General features: G+C 43.5%; 15 protein-coding genes. 7 read left to right on the plus strand and 8 right to left on the minus strand.

Annotation, left to right across the window (positions count from 1 at the left end):
- From LG003_RS17975 to apbC, 5 genes are all read right to left on the minus strand, one after another.
- Positions 1–707, minus strand: a 707-nt coding sequence (locus LG003_RS17975; RefSeq protein WP_262981311.1) for an IS982 family transposase, incomplete at its 3' end; no start/stop codon positions are given.
- Between the two features lie 524 nt (positions 708–1,231).
- Positions 1,232–3,064, minus strand: a complete 1,833-nt coding sequence (gene asmA, locus LG003_RS17980) for an outer membrane assembly protein AsmA (protein WP_262981312.1) — start codon at positions 3,062–3,064, stop codon at positions 1,232–1,234.
- Between the two features lie 58 nt (positions 3,065–3,122).
- Positions 3,123–3,704 (minus strand): dCTP deaminase, encoded by a 582-nt coding sequence (gene dcd / locus LG003_RS17985; protein WP_112876116.1) that lies wholly within the window; start codon positions 3,702–3,704, stop codon positions 3,123–3,125.
- Between the two features lie 183 nt (positions 3,705–3,887).
- Positions 3,888–4,529 carry a uridine kinase gene (gene udk / locus LG003_RS17990; protein WP_036777923.1) on the minus strand — a complete coding sequence of 214 codons (642 nt, stop codon included), beginning with the start codon at positions 4,527–4,529 and terminating at the stop codon, positions 3,888–3,890.
- Between the two features lie 257 nt (positions 4,530–4,786).
- Positions 4,787–5,899: an iron-sulfur cluster carrier protein ApbC gene (gene apbC / locus LG003_RS17995; protein WP_262981313.1), complete on the minus strand. Its 1,113-nt coding sequence runs from the start codon at positions 5,897–5,899 to the stop codon at positions 4,787–4,789.
- A gap of 261 nt (positions 5,900–6,160) precedes the next feature.
- On the opposite strand from apbC, the gene metG reads away from it, so the two are divergent.
- The 6 genes from metG to sanA all read left to right on the plus strand — a co-directional run bounded on the left by metG (position 6,161) and on the right by sanA (position 13,264).
- A complete protein-coding gene (gene metG / locus LG003_RS18000) occupies positions 6,161–8,188 on the plus strand; it encodes a methionine--tRNA ligase (RefSeq protein WP_262981314.1) in 2,028 nt (675 codons plus the stop codon).
- Positions 8,189–8,320: 132 nt separating this feature from the next.
- Positions 8,321–8,749 carry a CidA/LrgA family protein gene (locus LG003_RS18005; RefSeq protein ID WP_112876119.1) on the plus strand — a complete coding sequence of 143 codons (429 nt, stop codon included), beginning with the start codon at positions 8,321–8,323 and terminating at the stop codon, positions 8,747–8,749.
- Between the two features lie 2 nt (positions 8,750–8,751).
- Positions 8,752–9,447 carry a CidB/LrgB family autolysis modulator gene (locus LG003_RS18010; protein WP_262981315.1) on the plus strand — a complete coding sequence of 232 codons (696 nt, stop codon included), beginning with the start codon at positions 8,752–8,754 and terminating at the stop codon, positions 9,445–9,447.
- A 141-nt stretch (positions 9,448–9,588) separates the two neighbouring features.
- On the plus strand, positions 9,589–10,473 hold the full coding sequence (cdd, locus tag LG003_RS18015; protein WP_262981316.1) for a cytidine deaminase: 885 nt from the start codon (positions 9,589–9,591) through the stop codon (positions 10,471–10,473).
- Positions 10,474–10,684: 211 nt separating this feature from the next.
- Entirely contained in the window at positions 10,685–12,382 is a 1,698-nt protein-coding gene (locus tag LG003_RS18020; RefSeq protein WP_112876122.1) for an NAD-dependent malic enzyme, read from the plus strand.
- A 141-nt stretch (positions 12,383–12,523) separates the two neighbouring features.
- Positions 12,524–13,264: an outer membrane permeability protein SanA gene (gene sanA / locus LG003_RS18025; RefSeq protein ID WP_112876123.1), complete on the plus strand. Its 741-nt coding sequence runs from the start codon at positions 12,524–12,526 to the stop codon at positions 13,262–13,264.
- Here sanA and yeiB read toward each other — a convergent pair.
- From yeiB to LG003_RS18040, 3 genes are all read right to left on the minus strand, one after another.
- A complete protein-coding gene (gene yeiB, locus LG003_RS18030) occupies positions 13,236–14,384 on the minus strand; it encodes a DUF418 domain-containing protein YeiB (RefSeq protein ID WP_112876124.1) in 1,149 nt (382 codons plus the stop codon). The genes sanA and yeiB overlap by 29 nt on opposite strands.
- A gap of 21 nt (positions 14,385–14,405) precedes the next feature.
- Positions 14,406–15,065 (minus strand): GTP cyclohydrolase I FolE, encoded by a 660-nt coding sequence (folE, locus tag LG003_RS18035; protein WP_112876125.1) that lies wholly within the window; start codon positions 15,063–15,065, stop codon positions 14,406–14,408.
- Between the two features lie 291 nt (positions 15,066–15,356).
- Positions 15,357–16,544, minus strand: coding sequence for a YbfB/YjiJ family MFS transporter (locus LG003_RS18040; protein ID WP_390894150.1), 1,188 nt, complete (start codon positions 16,542–16,544; stop codon positions 15,357–15,359).
- Positions 16,545–16,892: 348 nt separating this feature from the next.
- On the opposite strand from LG003_RS18040, the gene LG003_RS18045 reads away from it, so the two are divergent.
- Positions 16,893–17,639, plus strand: a complete 747-nt coding sequence (locus tag LG003_RS18045; protein WP_262981318.1) for an SDR family NAD(P)-dependent oxidoreductase — start codon at positions 16,893–16,895, stop codon at positions 17,637–17,639.
- Positions 17,640–17,760: the final 121 nt, after the last annotated feature.

The raw sequence follows: 17,760 nt of genomic DNA on the forward strand, positions 1-17,760 counted from the left end.
AAAAACCGTTTTCTTAACATTACCTTATCCCAAAGTGATAAAAATTTCGCTTTCATATTGCGACGAACGTTGGTAATGAGCGTAATGCCTTCTTCTTTCAGTTCATCGCATAACGCCTGTGATAAATACCCTTTGTCACCATACAGATGTCCAGATAATTCTTTCACCAATTCCTTAACGGGTTCGCGATCGTCAGTATTTCCCGGGGTTAATTTGACGGAGACGATCTCACCACAATCGGTAATGATTAAATGAAGTTTAAAACCATAAAACCATCCTGTGCTCGTTTTTCCCCGTTTTGCGACGCCATCAAAAACCTGATTTCGGGGAATACGCGCATTATGGCAAACGGCGATTTTGGTGGAATCAATAAAAGCAATACCCTGTGATTTGACTTTGCGTGAAGAAAGAAAAGCGCACAAAGGAATAATGGCTCTTTTCTTCAATGTTATTATCCGGTTATAACTCACCAATCCGGGAAATTCAGCGGTAAGGAAGGGTTGTACATACTCCGTATAAAACCCTTTGAAATGACGATAATGGCTCATGTGAAATAAAATCAGGATAGTTATCACTTCACTGAGAGACAGTGATGTGGCGCGATGGCGTTTAAGCTGGTTATTTGCGATAAGCTGTTGCTCCCACATTGGCATAAATTTTTGGCAAAAATCATCGACGCAGCAGTAAAGTTCTTCTAAAGTAGTCATAGCCTGAGGATCCCCACGATTTTGTTTTCTAAGCAAAAACTTTGATCGTGCCTCAGGCACTTAGTTCCTTTTTTCTTTTCTTCCTTATCCAGAGTTCAGGTTGATCATTCATCGTATCTGCCATCACTGAGTTTTTCCTCTGAAACAAAATAAAACCCGGTCAGTTTAAACTGCACCGGGATTTTTTGGGCCTTTGCTATCAATACTATATGCGGAAGTACTATATGCGGAAGTACTATATGCGGAACTATATTAGGATACTGTTAATGATTTATCTAACAACATGAAATAACTTTGTATTCATAGCAAAAAAGCCATAGCTTCTCAATTCAACAAATTTCATATAAACTTGCCAATCAATAATATTATTCATTAATTCAGCAGGATATTATACCCGTCATCTTTCAAGTTGCCTCTTTGTTGGCTGCACTCACTCACCCCGGTCACATAGTTCTCTATGCTCCCGGAGATTCGCTCCCTTGCCGTCGCAATCCATCTTGAAATCCATTGAATATAACCCTCGCTTAATTACTGCTACGTTCAACCCAATCGTTAATAGCCTGTTTTACCTTGTTCTCCAACTCATTATGCAGCAATTGCTCAATATCCAAATTGTATTGCAGATTACTCCAATTACCGTAAACCCGCAGTGGTACTTTCATTTTTCGCAGACGACTAACCAATTCATTATCCTTGCCCCATCCTTGTGTTATCTGTACTTTTAAAGCAACATCAATATGTTGTTTAAGCAGATTAGTCTTACCCTGCCCATCAATATTCAGCAAATCGGATACCGCATGCAGTCGACTGATTTTTATATCACCTCGATTCAGTACCGCTTTAACATCAAGCTTTTTAGCGCGGGTGAAATTATCCATATTATCAGGGATATTCACTTTATCCGTTGCACGAGCAACAGATTGCTGGATTAATTGGGGGATATTTAATCCATACATTTTGGCATTAACTAAACTGAAATTAAGATCACCCTGCCAAATATGCGAAATCGCATAACCATCATATCCTTTACCAGAAAGATCTCCATTCAGATCGAATTTACCACTAAATGCCGGTGGTAAGGAAAAGGCTTTGAGTACTGGTTCCAGTTCTATATTCCGCAGTAAAGGTTTTGCGTGTAACTTAAGTTGATTACCCGTTGCATCTAAAATAACCGGAATAGAGAAATCACCACCAAATAATTTGCCATTCAGAGTAGAAATTTCAGCAGTACCACTATTATTTGTCGCTTTCAATATCAGATTATCGATCTCCATTCCTCGATAAACAAATTTGTCCGCATTAATAGTCACATTGGCGTTAAAGTCATTTAGAAATGCAGCGCTATAATCAGGCGGGGCAGAACTTGAAACGGCGATTACCGGTTTAGCTGAACTATTCTCTATCCGGTAATAACGTTTAACTTCTGAATCCTCTTTAGGAAGCAAGTCCCATCCCATCAGATTATCTAAATTCAGTTTTTGGGAAGATAAATCGATCCGATAATCCGCATGAGCCCCCAACATTGCTTTTATACTGCCATGCAGTTCACTCTCATTAGCGGTGAAACTTAGCGTCTGTAAAGAAATTGTTTGCGGCCCATCTGTCGTCTCTTTTTGATAAACAGCATGTACTTTTCCTGAACCACTAATTCCTCCCGTAGGTATACCTGCGCCCTGGAGTTGGTAATCAAAGGAGTCAATATTACCCGCAACACGATATGGATAATCAGTAATATCGACATCTGCATTAAGATTAAAAGCCAAGTCTTGCTGATTCTTACTGACTTTGCTACTTAACTCTACGCTGATATGGTTTTGGTTATCTCGCTCCATTAGTAGATTAATATCGCGGACATTTAACTGCTCATGATCATCTCGCTGCCAAATAAGCAAACTATCCGCGATCTTAATTCTGGCGATATCAAGCTTCCAACCCTCACCCTTCACAACAGAGTTGGCTGTACTCCCTGTTGGTGCAATAGGGGTATTCTCTTTCTTCTGCGACTGGCTCTCCGGGGTTACTCTCAATATCGCCCCTTTCAGCATCACCTCTTTAACTGCAAGCTGATGAGAAAGAAGCGGCCACAACTCCACATCAAGACGCATATTTTCTGCCGTCACTGTTGGTTGAGCCGCTCCTGGGGCCGTTAATGACATACGCCCGGTAATGATGCTCAATTTCGGCCAGACATGCCAGCGCATACCATCTTGCAGGACGAGTTGGTAGCCACTCTTCTTTTGCACCTGCTTGACCATATAAGCCCGAAAGTCATTTGGGTTTACTAACATGACTAATGCTGCCAGACCGGTAATAATCACAACCAGCAAAATAATCAGTGCCGTCAGCAATCTCTTCATGACTTCCTCAGCTTTTTTTGTCAAAACAGTCAATGCAACTCAATAGCCGATAAAAATGTTAATCTTCATCAATACGGCTACTCACCGCACCCTGTTGGTTTTTATATTTTGCATCTTGACGACGGTTATACGGACGGTCAGCGGAACCAGACAATGGCTCAAAACTCAAAGCACCGATGACCATACCCGGACGTAACGCCAGAGGCAATTTACCAGAGTTATAGAATTCAAGAACAATCTGACCATGCCAGCCCGGATCAATCCGGTGTGCTGTCACGTGTACCATCAACCCAAGACGAGCAAGAGAAGAACGGCCATCAAGCCAGCCCACCAAATCGTCCGGCAATGTGACAGATTCCAGCGTAACGGCCAATGCCAACTCGCCAGGATGGAGGAAAAAAACCTCATCGTCAGACAGAATTATTTCATCACTCATCACACGATCAAGCGCAGCACTGACCTCATCTTTCGGACCACTCAAATCAATATATGCCGCAGTATGACCACAGAAAACACGAAACTGATTCCCAAGGCGCACATCCGCAGTTGCCCCGTTAATACGTTCAATCGGCGGACGTGGAGCAATGACCAATTTACCTTCATCAAGCCATTTAATAATGTCGCGGTCACAGAGTCGCATTATTTCCTCTCCAATACGATGCTGCTTATCAATTCAATGACTGACAAGCAAAGTTTTATATCCGTTATCTTTCAAGTTGCCTCTTTGTTGGCTGCGCTCACTCACCCCAGTCACATAGTTCGCTATGCTCCCAGGGATTCGCTCCCTTGCCGTCGCGATGCATCTTGAAATCCATAGGGTATATTATTCGCAGAACTGACCAATTTTGGCTTTCAATATATCAATTGCTACTCGGTTTTTACCCCCGCGCGGCACAATAATATCTGCATATTGCTTTGATGGTTCAATAAATTGCAGGAACATTGGACGCACAGTTTTATGATATTGCTCAATAACCGAATCCAGAGAACGCCCCCGTTCATGCACATCCCGCTTAATACGACGCATAAGGCAAATATCCAGTGGCGTATCAACAAAAATAGAGAAGTCCATCTCCTGGCGCAAGCGCTTATCGGTCAATAATAGAATACCTTCCAGAATAATAACCCTTTTCGGTGCAAAATGAATCGCTTCTGGTTTACGAGTATGAGCAACATAATCGTATTGTGGCAATTCAATTGATTCACCCATTTTCAGCGCTTGTAGGTGAGAAAAGAGCAGATTGTGATCCATTGAGCTTGGATGGTCATAATTAGTCTTATAACGCTCTTCCATTGATAGATTGCTCTGATCTTTATAATAGCAATCCTCTGGTATAATACCGATATTGTGATCACCAACCTGAGCGCGTAATTCACGATAAAGTGTATTAGCAATGAGACTTTTACCTGAGGCAGATGCACCAGAAATTCCTACAATTGTGCACTGATATGCTTCGTCAGCCATAATAGAGATAACCTGATTCTAGAAAAAAATGGGAACAAAGCACTTACTAAGTGCTTTGTTTGGCGAGATTATAGGGAGTTAATGGTATCTGTTCCAGTGTAAACAAGAGAAGTCTCACTTTTTTCGAAGCGTTTCGCATAAAAACCATGTAACGAAGGAAATCGAACAAGCATACTTCTCCCCACACAAAATCTCCCCATACAAAAAGCGGGCAATGAAAACATCCACCACCCGTTATCATCAATCAAATGCTTGCATTAAACAGCACGGAACGAAATTTCTGTTGGTATCTTCTCACCTTGCCAATACATCTGTGCTGAAATATTCGCGGCAATTTCGCGATAAATATCGGTAAATTCACTATCAGGATTACTAATAACGGTTGGCTGACCACGATCAAGATCTTCACGCAGTGAAATATGCAGCGGGATTTGTCCCAATAATTTACAGTGATATTTAGCCACCAATTTTTCTGCCCCACCGGTACCAAAAATAGGTTCCAGGTGACCACAGTTACCACAAATATGCGTACTCATGTTTTCAATAATACCCAATACAGGCACCTTCACTTTCTGGAACATGACGATACCTTTCATTGCGTCAATTAAGGCAATATCCTGAGGCGTTGTTACCACTAGCGCCCCCGTTACCGGGATGTTTTGTGACAAAGTGAGCTGAATATCACCGGTTCCTGGTGGCATATCGATAACCAGATAATCAAGATCCGGCCATAATGTATCCTGTAACATCTGCATCAATGCTTTACTAGCCATTGGGCCGCGCCATACCATTGCATTGTCATCTGTTACTAAATAACCAATCGAGTTAGTGGCAAGGCCATGAGTCATAATCGGCGCCATATGCTGCCCGTCCGGGGAAGTTGGGCGCTCTTGGGTGGTTCCCAACATACTCGGAACAGAAGGACCGTAGATATCTGCATCCAGAATACCGACTTTTGCCCCCTCCTGAGCCAATGCCAGCGCCAGGTTTACGGCAGTGCTGGATTTACCCACCCCACCTTTACCCGAGCTGACAGCCAAAATATTGCGGACACCATTAATTCCCGGCAAATCATTAGCGCGACGTAATGTGCTGATATCATGGATCAATTTCCACGCCACCGATTTTGCACCAGTTACCGCCTGTAATTTTTCCGTTGTCGCTGCTTTTAATGCCTTAAAACCGCTTTGCCAGACAAACGGCATCAGTAATTCAATGTGCAAGACACCATCAAGCATCGTGCAATGATGTAGGGCCTTCAATGTTGTCAAATCACGTTCTAGTGTCAGGTGTGTAAAAGTAGTAAGTATTTTTGTTACCTGAGATTTCAGCAGGTCAGGATTGGTCTGCTCGGGGGATTGTGAGTTCATCCCGGCTCCTTTAATGATTATCATTAGCTAAAAACCATCTCTCCATCATAACAGAACCCAATGCGTTCGGATAAAATTAGCGACAAAAACCCGCTTTCCGCTCACTAATCCAATTTTTATCCATTGACAGCCTCTGAAGTATTTTGGTTTTAAGACGCACTGGATAAAACTCACTAATATTAAACCTTACCCTAGCGACAATTTTTTTGATCGGTTAACATCAAACTTCCTTTTTCACTTATTGGAAGTCAGATCCTTACTATGTCTCAAGTCGCAAAAAAATTATTGGTAACGTGCGCGTTGCCATATGCTAACGGTCCAATCCATCTCGGTCACATGCTGGAACATATCCAAGCAGATATTTGGGTCCGTTTTCAGCGAATGCGCGGCAAAGAGGTTCACTTTATCTGTGCCGATGACGCTCATGGAACACCAATCATGCTGAAAGCTCAGCAAATGGGTATTGCTCCTGAAGAGATGATCACAACGGTGAACCAAGAGCATCATCAGGATTTTACTGGCTTTTCAGTGAGCTATGATAACTATCACTCTACGCATAGCGAAGAGAACCAAACGTTATCAACCAAAATCTATCTCGAACTGAAAAAAAACGGTCATATTAAAAATCGTACTATTTCTCAGTTATATGATCCTGAGAAAAATATGTTTCTGCCGGATCGCTTTGTGAAAGGTAGCTGCCCGAAATGTAAGGCAGAAGATCAGTATGGCGATAACTGTGAAGTTTGCGGATCAACCTACAGCCCAACTGAGCTACTCAACCCACGTTCTGCTGTCTCCGGCGCGACGCCAGAAATGCGTGAAACAGAACACTTCTTCTTCGATCTGCCCGCATTCAGTAACATGTTACAAGCCTGGACCCGCTCCGGCGCATTACAGGAACAAGTTGCTAACAAAATGCAGGAATGGTTTGAATCCGGTTTACAACAGTGGGATATCACCCGTGATGCCCCCTATTTCGGTTTTGAAATTCCTGATGCGCCGGGCAAATATTTTTATGTCTGGCTGGATGCTCCCATTGGCTATATGGGCTCTTTCCAAAACCTGTGTGACAAACGCGGAAATCTGAGCTTTGATGAGTTCTGGGCAAAAGATTCCGCCGCCGATCTGTATCACTTTATCGGTAAAGACATTGTTTATTTCCACAGCCTGTTCTGGCCTGCCATGCTGGAAGGCAGCGGTTACCGTAAGCCAACCAACGTGTTTGTTCACGGCTATGTCACCGTCAACGGTGCGAAGATGTCCAAATCCCGTGGTACTTTTATTAAAGCCAGCACTTATTTGGATCATCTAGATGCAGACTGTTTGCGTTATTACTATGCAGCCAAACTCTCTGCTCGCATTGATGATATCGATCTGAATCTGGAAGATTTTGTTCAGCGTGTTAACAGCGATATCGTTAATAAAGTTGTTAACCTGGCCTCCCGTAATGCAGGCTTCATTAATAAACGCTTTAACGGCAAGCTGGCGGATAAACTGGCTGATCCGGTGCTTTACCAACAGTTTATTGATGGGGCAAAGATGATTGCAGAAGAGTTTAATAACCGCGAATTCAGCAAAGCAATCCGTGAAATCATGGCACTGGCTGATTTGGCAAACCGTTATGTGGATGAGCAAGCGCCGTGGGTGGTGGCAAAAGAAGCAGGCCGTGATGCCGATCTTCAAGCTATCTGTTCAATGGGCATCAACCTGTTCCGCGTTTTGATGACTTTCCTGAAACCCGTTTTACCAAGTCTGGCAGAACGCGCAGAAGCTTTCTTAAATACAGAACTCACCTGGCATGGTATTGAACAGCCGCTGCTGGATCATCAAGTTTCTGCCTTTAAGGCCCTGTTCAATCGCATTGATATAGATAAAGTGGACGCTATGGTTGCGGCATCGAAAGAGAGCATCAACACACCACAAAAAGTCAGCGGTCCACTGGCAGAAGATCCGATTCAGGACACGATCACCTTTGATGATTTTGCCAAAGTTGATATGCGCGTCGCCCTTATTAAACAGGCTGATTTTGTCGAAGGCTCAGATAAGTTGCTGAAACTGATGCTGGATCTGGGCGGTGAAACCCGTCAGGTGTTTTCTGGTATCCGCTCCAGTTATCCTGATCCAAAAGCGCTGGAAGGCCGTTTAACCATTATGGTAGCCAATCTGGCGCCACGCAAAATGCGCTTTGGTATTTCAGAAGGGATGGTTATGGCGGCCGGACCTGGTGGAAAAGATATCTTCTTGCTCAGCCCAGACAGCGGCGCCCAACCCGGTATGCAAGTGAAATAACCGTTAATTTATTTCACTGATATTTTTACTCACGGGGATCAGCAATGGTCCCCGTTTTTTTAAATGTGAGCTATGGCACCTTCCCAAGGTTAATTGTATGATGAATACCTCACCGGAATTAGGAATTTTGTTATGTCGTTTCGTGAAGTACTGATTGTTGGTTGGCAGTACCTGCGAGCATTTGTTCTGATTTATTTATGTTTGCTGACAGGTAATGCCATTTCTTCCCTACTACCCATCATTATTCCCGGCAGTATTATCGGTATGTTGATCTTGTTCGTTTTATTAGCTTTCCAGCTGATTCCTGCTCATTGGGCAAAACCAGGCTGTAGCCTGTTACTAAAAAATATGACCTTGCTGTTTCTACCTATTGGCGTAGGCGTAATGAATTATTACGATCAACTCAGCCAACAGATAATTCCGATTGTTTTTTCATGCCTGATCAGTACTGCAATTGTTATGATTATCGTTGCTTACAGTTCCCACTATGTTCATCATGAACGTCCAATTATAGGCTCCGCATCAGAAATTAAGAGTAACCAACAGAAACAAGAGAAATAAAAATGTTAAGTCACATTTGGTGGTCACTGCCATTAACATTGATTGTATTCTACACCGCAAGAAAACTTTCACTACGATGCAAAATTCCCATTCTGAACCCCTTATTGGTTTCTATCGCCGTCCTTATTCCAATATTGTTAATAACCCACACGCCTTATGAACACTATTTTGCCGGCAGCCAAATTCTAAATGCTCTACTCCAGCCCGCCGTAGTTGCGCTGGCATTTCCTCTATATGAGCAGATACACCAGATCCGAGCCCAATGGAAGTCCATTATTAGCATCTGTTTTATCGGTAGTATTGTCGCTATGGTGACAGGCGCTGCTATTGCCTTGTGGATGGGCGCCACGCCTGAAATGGCCGCTTCGATACTGCCTAAATCTGTCACAACACCAATAGCAATGGCAGTAGCAGACGCCATTGGCGGTATTCCTGCAATCAGCGCTGCTTGTGTCATTTTTGTCGGCATTCTCGGCGCAATATTTGGTCATAACCTGTTTGATCTTTTACAGGTAAAAACCAAAGCATCCCGCGGCTTAGCAATGGGAACGGCATCACATGCTTTGGGTACCGCCCGCTGTGCAGAGGTCAATTTCGTTGAAGGCGCATACAGCTCATTGGCATTGATGACCTGCGGTATCATTACTTCACTAACAGCCCCTTTTGTATTCCCGGTGCTGCTATACCTATTTAGCTAGTATATCTGTTAGGAAATTTGATAATAATCGCTCGATTACCAACTTCAATTACATAATTCTCATCATCTATATGATATTTATCACATTACAAATCTCATCAGACAACTTAGAATGATCTTAAGTTAATTCGGAGATCACGCTATGCAAGCTCGTTTTCACCCTATATGGGTACAGCTGCCATCTAAACTACAGGATGCACTTTTACCTTACGCAGGAAACGATGACTTTCCTGCCATGCTCACTGCTGAACAGGCTAAATCTATTAAGAAAGCCTGCGGTTTTGACGATAACACCTTGGCTGTCGCCCTGTTGCCACTCGCAGCGGCATGTTCCCTGACACCAATATCACATTTTAATGTTGGTGCAATTGCCCGCGGTGAAAGCGGAAACCTCTATTTTGGCGCTAATATGGAATTTGCTGGTGTACCACTACAGCAAACGATTCATGCTGAACAATGTGCGATTACCCACGCCTGGTTATTGGGCGAGAAAAGACTGGCATCTGTTACTGTGAATTACTCTCCGTGCGGCCACTGCCGTCAATTTATGAATGAACTTAATAGTGGCACTCAATTAGAGATTCATCTGCCAAAGCAGGCACCTTCAACATTAGATCACTATCTGCCAGATTCTTTTGGTCCAAATGATCTGGGCATCACAACTTTGTTGATGGATCCGGTCAACCATGGCTATAAACTAGAAACGACGGATAAATTAGTACTAACGGCATTAGATGCAGCAAACCAGAGCTATGCCCCATACAGTAATTCCTACAGTGGTACCGCACTTCTGGGAAAAGATGGAAGAATTTATCCTGGGCGTTATGCAGAAAATGCCGCATTTAACCCAAGCTTGCCCCCATTACAAGCAGCGCTGATTCTGATGAACATTTCTGGTGGTGATTGCCTGGCTATCGAAAGAGCGGTGTTAGTTGAGGGAAAACACAGTGATTTATCCCAACGGAGTGCGACTCAATCTATACTTGCTGCGCTCGGTTGCAGCAAATTTGATTACTACACTTTCTGAGTTCAGTGGAAAATTCATTTTTCCCTTTATGCAGATAGAGGGTTTTCGGCTGTAAAAATAATTACCGTAACATTTTATTAGCTAACTCTGGATGTTATCTCTCATTTTTACTCATAATACCTCTAATTAAGTAACATTTACTGTACATATTTTTCCTATCTCTTAGGATCTGTAGCGACCTTTTATCCATTTAGTTCAAAGAGTAAGATTCATGGAACTGGAACACGAAAGTAAACGTCCACTATACATTCCCTATGCTGGCCCAATTCTGTTGGAATTCCCCCTGCTGAATAAAGGCAGCGCTTTTACTAAGGAAGAACGCAGCAACTTTAATCTTTACGGTTTATTACCGGAAGCGGTCGAAACCATCGAAGAACAAGCTGAACGTGCCTATCGGCAGTATCTTGATTTCAAAAATGATGCAGATAAGCACATTTACCTGCGAAATATTCAGGACACTAACGAAACCCTGTTCTACCGCCTGCTGGATGCGCATTTGAACGAAATGATGCCGATCATCTATACCCCAACCGTCGGTGAAGCTTGTGAGCACTTTTCCGATATTTACCGCCGTGCCCGTGGCCTGTTCATCTCATATCCAAACAAAGCACATATTGATGACATGCTGCAAAATGCAACCAAACAAAATGTAAAAGTCATCGTTGTTACCGATGGTGAACGTATCCTCGGTTTGGGCGACCAAGGCATTGGCGGAATGGGTATTCCTATCGGTAAGCTCTCCTTGTATACCTCCTGCGGTGGTATCAGCCCGGCTTATACACTGCCAGTCGTCCTGGATGTAGGCACCAACAACCCGCAACGCCTGAATGACCCGTTATATATGGGTTGGCGTCACCCGCGTATCACGGGTGAAGAGTATGATGAATTCATAGACGAATTTATTCAGGCTGTTAAACGCCGCTGGCCAAATGTGTTGCTGCAATTTGAAGATTTCGCACAAAAAAATGCCATGCCTCTTCTTAATCGCTATCGCCACGAGATTTGTTGCTTTAATGATGATATTCAGGGAACTGCCGCCGTTACGTTAGGTAGCTTAATTGCCGCCAGTCGCGCGGCGGGCCGTCAATTGAAAGATCAAACGGTCACCTTCCTCGGCGCAGGTTCCGCTGGTTGCGGCATTGCAGAACAGATCGTCTCCCAAATGAAATCAGAAGGTTTAAGCGAAGAACAGGCTCGTGCCCGTATTTTCATGGTTGACCGTTTCGGTTTATTGACAGACAAGCTGCCAAATCTATTGGATTTCCAGAACAAGCTGGTGCAGAAAAGCGACTCATTGGCTAAATGGGATGTAAACAGCGATTCAATCTCGCTGCTCGATGTTGTCCGTAATGCTAAACCGACAGTATTGATTGGTGTTTCAGGTCAGGCAGGGTTGTTTACAGAAGAGATCATCCGTGAGATGCATAAACATTGTGAACGTCCAATCGTCATGCCATTATCGAATCCAACTTCCCGTGTTGAAGCCCGTCCCGAAGATATCATCAACTGGACGGATGGTGCCGCCTTGGTTGCAACAGGTAGTCCATTTAATCCGGTAAAATATAAAGATCAGGAGTATCCAATAGCGCAATGTAACAATGCCTATATCTTCCCCGGCATTGGCTTGGGTGTCATTGCATCGGGGGCCAAACTGGTTACTGACGGTATGTTGATGGCAGCAAGCCGAACATTGGCGGATTGCTCACCCTTAGCCCAAGAGGGTCAAGGTCCGTTACTGCCACTTATCGATGATATTCAGGAAGTGTCACGCAAAATTGCCAAACAAGTCGCCAAAGAAGCACAAATACAGGGCGTTGCCACTGTGACCTCAGATGGAGCACTGGATGAAGCGATTGAACGCAACTTCTGGAAACCTGAATACCGCGTGTACAAACGTACTTCATTCTGATTTTTATCATTAAAAATACGTAAAAAGCTTGTTAGTTCTCTTTTACTATCAAGCTTTTTTCTTACAGAGAAAACTTGCTTCGAAATTTCAGGTAAAGTAGCCTTTAACAAATTCAGTCATTAATGTGTATAAGGCAAAAGCATGTGGAAGCGCCTGATAACTAGTCTGTTATTCATCATAGGGATGCTGATACTGACAGCTATTGCACTTGACCGCTGGATTAGTTGGAAAACAGCCCCCTATGTCTTTGATGATCTCAAACAACTTCCTGAACGTGAAGTGGGTATAGTACTTGGTACTGCTAAATATTACCTCTCTGGCGCGCCAAATCAGTACTATATGTACCGTATTCAGGGAGCGATTAATGCTTATAACAGCGACAAAATCAAATATTTGTTACTGAGTGGCGACAATGCTCAGCAAAGTTATAACGAACCGGTAACCATGCGCAGAGATTTGGTAAAAGCGGGTATTCCTGCTGCAAATATCGTACTGGATTTTGCTGGTTTCAGAACACTTGACTCAATAGTCAGAACCCGGAAAGTTTTTAACACTAATGATTTCACGATTATTACCCAGCGATTTCATTGCGAACGAGCCCTGTTTATCGCTATGCATATGGGAATTGATGCTCAGTGTTATGCAGTTTCCACACCCAAGAATATGATTACCGTTCGATTACGTGAAATCATTGCCCGCCTTGGTGCCCTGACTGATCTTTATATTCTGAAACGTGAACCTCGTTTCTTGGGTCCGTTGATCCCTATTCCTGCTCCGTATAAGGTACCAAAAGGTATGACTGATTACCCTGCCGTAACTCCTGAAGAATTACGGTCAATGGATAAAACCCAGTTTAAGCCGACCGAGCCAACACCGCCGTAATCTCACGCCACCGCTGTTCTACTGGACCTTGCGGGTAACGACGTAACCACCAGCATGAAAAAAGAATATTCACTGCCCAAATGGGAAGAATAAATGCAAGCAATTCCAAACGGCTAAATTGACCAAAAAACCCAAGGTTATAAAACAGCAAGGTGCAGATTAAGGTTTGTAGCAAGTAATTACTCATCGCCATTCGCCCAACCTGATTGAGCCAGTAATTAATTCTCCAGCATGAAATGATCGGCCAGAAACCATATATTAAAGCCATATACCCCAGTGCCTGAAATGGCGTTACCAACTCAGCAAGGATATAACCGACAATGCCTGACCAAAAGTAATCCCAATTATGGGTATATTGGAGCACCACAGAGAATATCTGAACAGCAACACTGAGCGGTATCAGCACTAGCGCCACATTTCGATAATGGCTCACTGAAAATTCCCCTTTTAGCCAACCATTACGCATTAATCCAGCACCACATGACATAATACCGATAAGCTGCCAACCATACTGAACAAACAGCATGACCATCATCAACATGATCTGATTGAAACGCTCTTTTGCTGCCAGCCATCCACCAGACGTTTTCCAATATGTTTCGTATAACATCTGGAATTCCGTCGATTGCCAAGAAACATTATTAGATTCGCCGCTGGAAAAAAAGCCGAGAATAAACAATAGCACTAATCCGATCAGATAAAAAATAGCGCCTTTCATAAATAACCGGTTACTAGCGCTATTTTGGCTAATCAATTGAAAGCTGAAAAAACCTGCCAAACTATAAGAAAGCAAAATATCTCCATCCCAGAGTAGGATGCCATGTCCCATTCCAATTAGAGCAAGTATGGTTAATCGTGGATAATTCCAGATTTTGCCCCTTGGTAATAGTAGCTCCAATGCCGCACCAAATAAGAAGGCCAAAATACACAGGAACTTTCCCTGAACAAAGACGCTAAGTACAGACCAGACAATCAAATCAGTTAAAGAAGCTGAACCATTATATGCCGGATTCAAATAAGCAGCGGATGGCAAAGCAAAACCGGAGATATTGAGTAGCAATATCCCCAGTATTGCCAAGCCACGAATACTATCCAGTGAGTCAATTCTCTGGCAGGCCATTCTTATATCCCAGTGTAAAAATTACACATGGCGAGTTGTGCGTAAAAACTCTTGACGGGTATTTTGACTAGATTTAAATAATCCCCCCAAGGAGGTTGTTGTCGTGGTACTGGTTGCATCACGGATGCCCCGCGCTTTCACACAGTAATGAACCGCATCAATCGATACGGCAACATTATTGGTGCCAAGGAGTGTCTGTAATGCAATCAAGATCTGCTGGGTCAGGCGCTCCTGAACCTGTGGACGTTGAGAAAAAAATTGCACAATACGGTTAATTTTAGACAACCCAATCACTTTATCTTTTGGAATATAGGCAACCGTCGCCTTGCCATCAATGGTCACAAAATGGTGTTCGCAGGTGCTGGTGAGTGTGATATCACGAACGGTCACCATTTCGTCCACTTTCATTTTATTCTCTATCAATGTGATTTTCGGGAAATTGCTGTAGTCCAATCCTGAAAAAATCTCATCGACATACATTTTCGCAATACGACCTGGGGTTTCTGCCAAACTGTCATCACGCAAATCAAGATTCAACAGTTTCATAACTTCCGTCATATGCTCCTCAATCCGCGCTTTGCGCACTTCCGGCGCCAATGCCTGACCACGCAAGGGCGTTTCAAGACCACGAGCTTCCAGCGCCGAATGCACAAGCTCAGCTTCTTTACTTAAGGATGACATTATTTTCTCCAAAGACATTACTTTCCATCATCTGGCGGGTAGTAAAATGGATGTTTAAGTCATAAATATACCCGCTATCTTTCAAGTTGCCTCTTTGTTGGCTGCACTCACCCCGGTCACATAGTTCGCTATGCTCCCGGGAATTCGCTCCTTTGCCGTCGCGATGCATCTTAAAATACATTGGGTATACCATCACTGAAACAATCACAACTAACAGATAACTATTGCACACACTGTAAATGAGCACGTGGTGATTATCCAGTGATTGCTTTTCATAATTATATGAATTTTTTACACACGCACTTCACTGGTCGGTTCATTCCTGTTACAAACCAATAACCCGGCAATGACCAAGGTAATCAATGCAACATATAATGCTGGCTCCAATCTCCCGGTTATTGCGGTAGAAACCGCTGACAACATCGGCCCAATAAGCTGCCCGACAGCATATCCGGTGGTTAATAACCCAGCCATATAACGGCTATGTTCTGGTGCTAATTCACGCCCATACTGAAACCCCATTTGCACCACACACATAAAACCACCACCAACCAACAAAGAGCTTAATGCCAGACCACCTATTCCCGGAATGATCTCAGCGATAAGAATGCCCACAGCCTGAATCCATAAAGTGATCGCAAGCCGGATTTGCGTTGTCAGCATATGACGGGTCAGAATAGCAAAACCGATGCCGATAACTGCGGCACCACCAAATATTGGCCAGACAAACTGTGCAAACAAGCTGCCAGGGAAACGATCACTTGCCATTTGTGAAAGAAAAGTCGCAGGTAAAATATAACCAAAGCCCGCTAAGCTGTAGCCCCATACCAGCCGCTTAATTGCAGGTGTCAAAGTCAGTTTCTTCACCTCAGCCTGTGAACGGTGTAACTCACCACTACGGGGCAAATGCCGACTAATATAGATACTGCAAATCAGCGCCAAAATGCCATACAACATCCATGCTTCGGAAGCACTCACTTGCCATGCTTGAATACCGATAGCAAGGATACCAGTAACGAATATCCCGACTCCCGGCCCCGCAAATATGGCAGCACTCAACGCAGGACGATTCAATTTAGCCAACTGTTCATTGGCCCATGATGTTACTAACACCAATGTCCAACCACTCGCCCAACCAATAAAAAAACGGGCGATACTGTGCAATATCGCCCCATACAATAGTGCAGAGAGCAATGTGATAATCACTGCTCCCCATAATCCGGCCCAAAGCCGATATTCAATCAAACGGCGCGCCCGCATTGCATCATAGGAGCCGGCCAGATATCCCAAATAGTTAAAAGCCGCAACAATACCGGCCCCAGTCAGACTAAACTGGAATTCTGCGATCATTAAAGGTACTTGAGGAGTGAAAGCAGTACGCCCAATTCCCATAGCGACGACCAGCGCCAAAAATCCACTCATTGCGATATGAAAAGCTAGGTAGTGGTGACTTTGTTGAGGAGACATTGAATTGTTCATAGCCATAAGATATTATTTTTTTAATTTATTTCTCACAATCCAAAACAGAAATCAAATACAATACACACTTTTAATTAACAAAATTCCCAGAAAAACGTAAATTATTTCTGCCCATAAATAAAAAATCAGTAAGCAATTAATTACAGTATCTGGGATGACAGAATATATGACCCTTCGCGCACTGTTCTAATTTATGCACCTTAACTAAGACTAAATCGAATTTTACGGCACAACATTAGCTGAATTATCCAGGCTTCCGCACAATAACGCCAAAATGGTACTAACAAGCTTGTTTATAAGAGATATGATTTGTCATGTTACGTACAAATATTAATAAGGAGCATTTTTATGTATAAAGCATTTCAAGGTAAGACAGCCATTGTTACCGGTGGTGGGACCGGTATAGGACGAGCTATCAGTATTATGCTGGCGAAACAGGGTACTGCTGTCGCTGTGATCTATTCACAAAGTGAACTTGAAGCGCTGGAAACAACAGAAACCATTATCAAGGATGGGGGGCAAGCTATCGCGGTAAAAGCGAATGTTGCCGACGAATCAGCTGTGCAGGCAATGATAAACACCGTCGTGGAAAAGTTTAGCGGGATCGACTATCTGGTAAATAACGCGGCGACAACCAGACAACTTCAATTTGAAGATCTTGATGCCATATCTAGCGATATTTGGGATACCATTATTGATGTTAATGTGAAAGGCACATTTCATTGTTGCCGGTATGCTGCACCTTATCTTAAAGCAAGAACGGGGAGTGCTATCGTGAATGTCGGTAGTATCGCCGGCGAAACAGGCCTAGGTTCTTGTATCCCCTATGCCGCTTCCAAATCAGCGGTTCACGGACTGACAAGATCCTTAGCTCGGGTACTGGCTCCATCGGTCAGGGTTAACTGCGTAGCGCCAGGCGCCGTTGAAACAAGATGGTGGAAAGGGAGAGAAGAGAAAATGCATACGCTTTGCACTTATTTGCCCTTAGAAAGAATTTCAACGCCAGAAGATGTTGCAGAAATAACCTTGATGCTGTTAAAAGCAGAATCGATGACAGGGCAAATCATAACCGTTGACAGTGGTCAAACCTTATAAGCGCTTACTTGCTTTCTAACCTGGCTATGACAACAGCAAACTCCCTGATGCCAGGTTAATCGTCATGTTCTGCATATTTATCACATGTTGCGGCGCTTTGGACCACCGATACCAATATCGC

The organism is Photorhabdus kleinii (assembly GCF_025384885.1).
GTDB lineage: Bacteria > Pseudomonadota > Gammaproteobacteria > Enterobacterales > Enterobacteriaceae > Photorhabdus > Photorhabdus kayaii.

Excerpts from the sequence above, each read along its gene's own strand:
- cdd (WP_262981316.1), top strand. The coding sequence starts at position 9,589 with ATGCAAGCTCGTTTTCACCCTATATGGGTACAGCTGCCATCTAAACTA.
- dcd (WP_112876116.1), bottom strand. The coding sequence starts at position 3,704 with ATGCGACTCTGTGACCGCGACATTATTAAATGGCTTGATGAAGGTAAA.
- folE (WP_112876125.1), bottom strand. The coding sequence starts at position 15,065 with ATGTCATCCTTAAGTAAAGAAGCTGAGCTTGTGCATTCGGCGCTGGAA.
- apbC (WP_262981313.1), bottom strand. The coding sequence starts at position 5,899 with ATGAACTCACAATCCCCCGAGCAGACCAATCCTGACCTGCTGAAATCT.
- metG (WP_262981314.1), top strand. The coding sequence starts at position 6,161 with ATGTCTCAAGTCGCAAAAAAATTATTGGTAACGTGCGCGTTGCCATAT.
- LG003_RS18005 (WP_112876119.1), top strand. The coding sequence starts at position 8,321 with ATGTCGTTTCGTGAAGTACTGATTGTTGGTTGGCAGTACCTGCGAGCA.
- LG003_RS18045 (WP_262981318.1), top strand. The coding sequence starts at position 16,893 with ATGTATAAAGCATTTCAAGGTAAGACAGCCATTGTTACCGGTGGTGGG.
- asmA (WP_262981312.1), bottom strand. The coding sequence starts at position 3,064 with ATGAAGAGATTGCTGACGGCACTGATTATTTTGCTGGTTGTGATTATT.
- LG003_RS18040 (WP_390894150.1), bottom strand. The coding sequence starts at position 16,544 with ATGAACAATTCAATGTCTCCTCAACAAAGTCACCACTACCTAGCTTTT.
- yeiB (WP_112876124.1), bottom strand. The coding sequence starts at position 14,384 with ATGGCCTGCCAGAGAATTGACTCACTGGATAGTATTCGTGGCTTGGCA.
- udk (WP_036777923.1), bottom strand. The coding sequence starts at position 4,529 with ATGGCTGACGAAGCATATCAGTGCACAATTGTAGGAATTTCTGGTGCA.
- LG003_RS18010 (WP_262981315.1), top strand. The coding sequence starts at position 8,752 with ATGTTAAGTCACATTTGGTGGTCACTGCCATTAACATTGATTGTATTC.
- LG003_RS18020 (WP_112876122.1), top strand. The coding sequence starts at position 10,685 with ATGGAACTGGAACACGAAAGTAAACGTCCACTATACATTCCCTATGCT.
- sanA (WP_112876123.1), top strand. The coding sequence starts at position 12,524 with ATGTGGAAGCGCCTGATAACTAGTCTGTTATTCATCATAGGGATGCTG.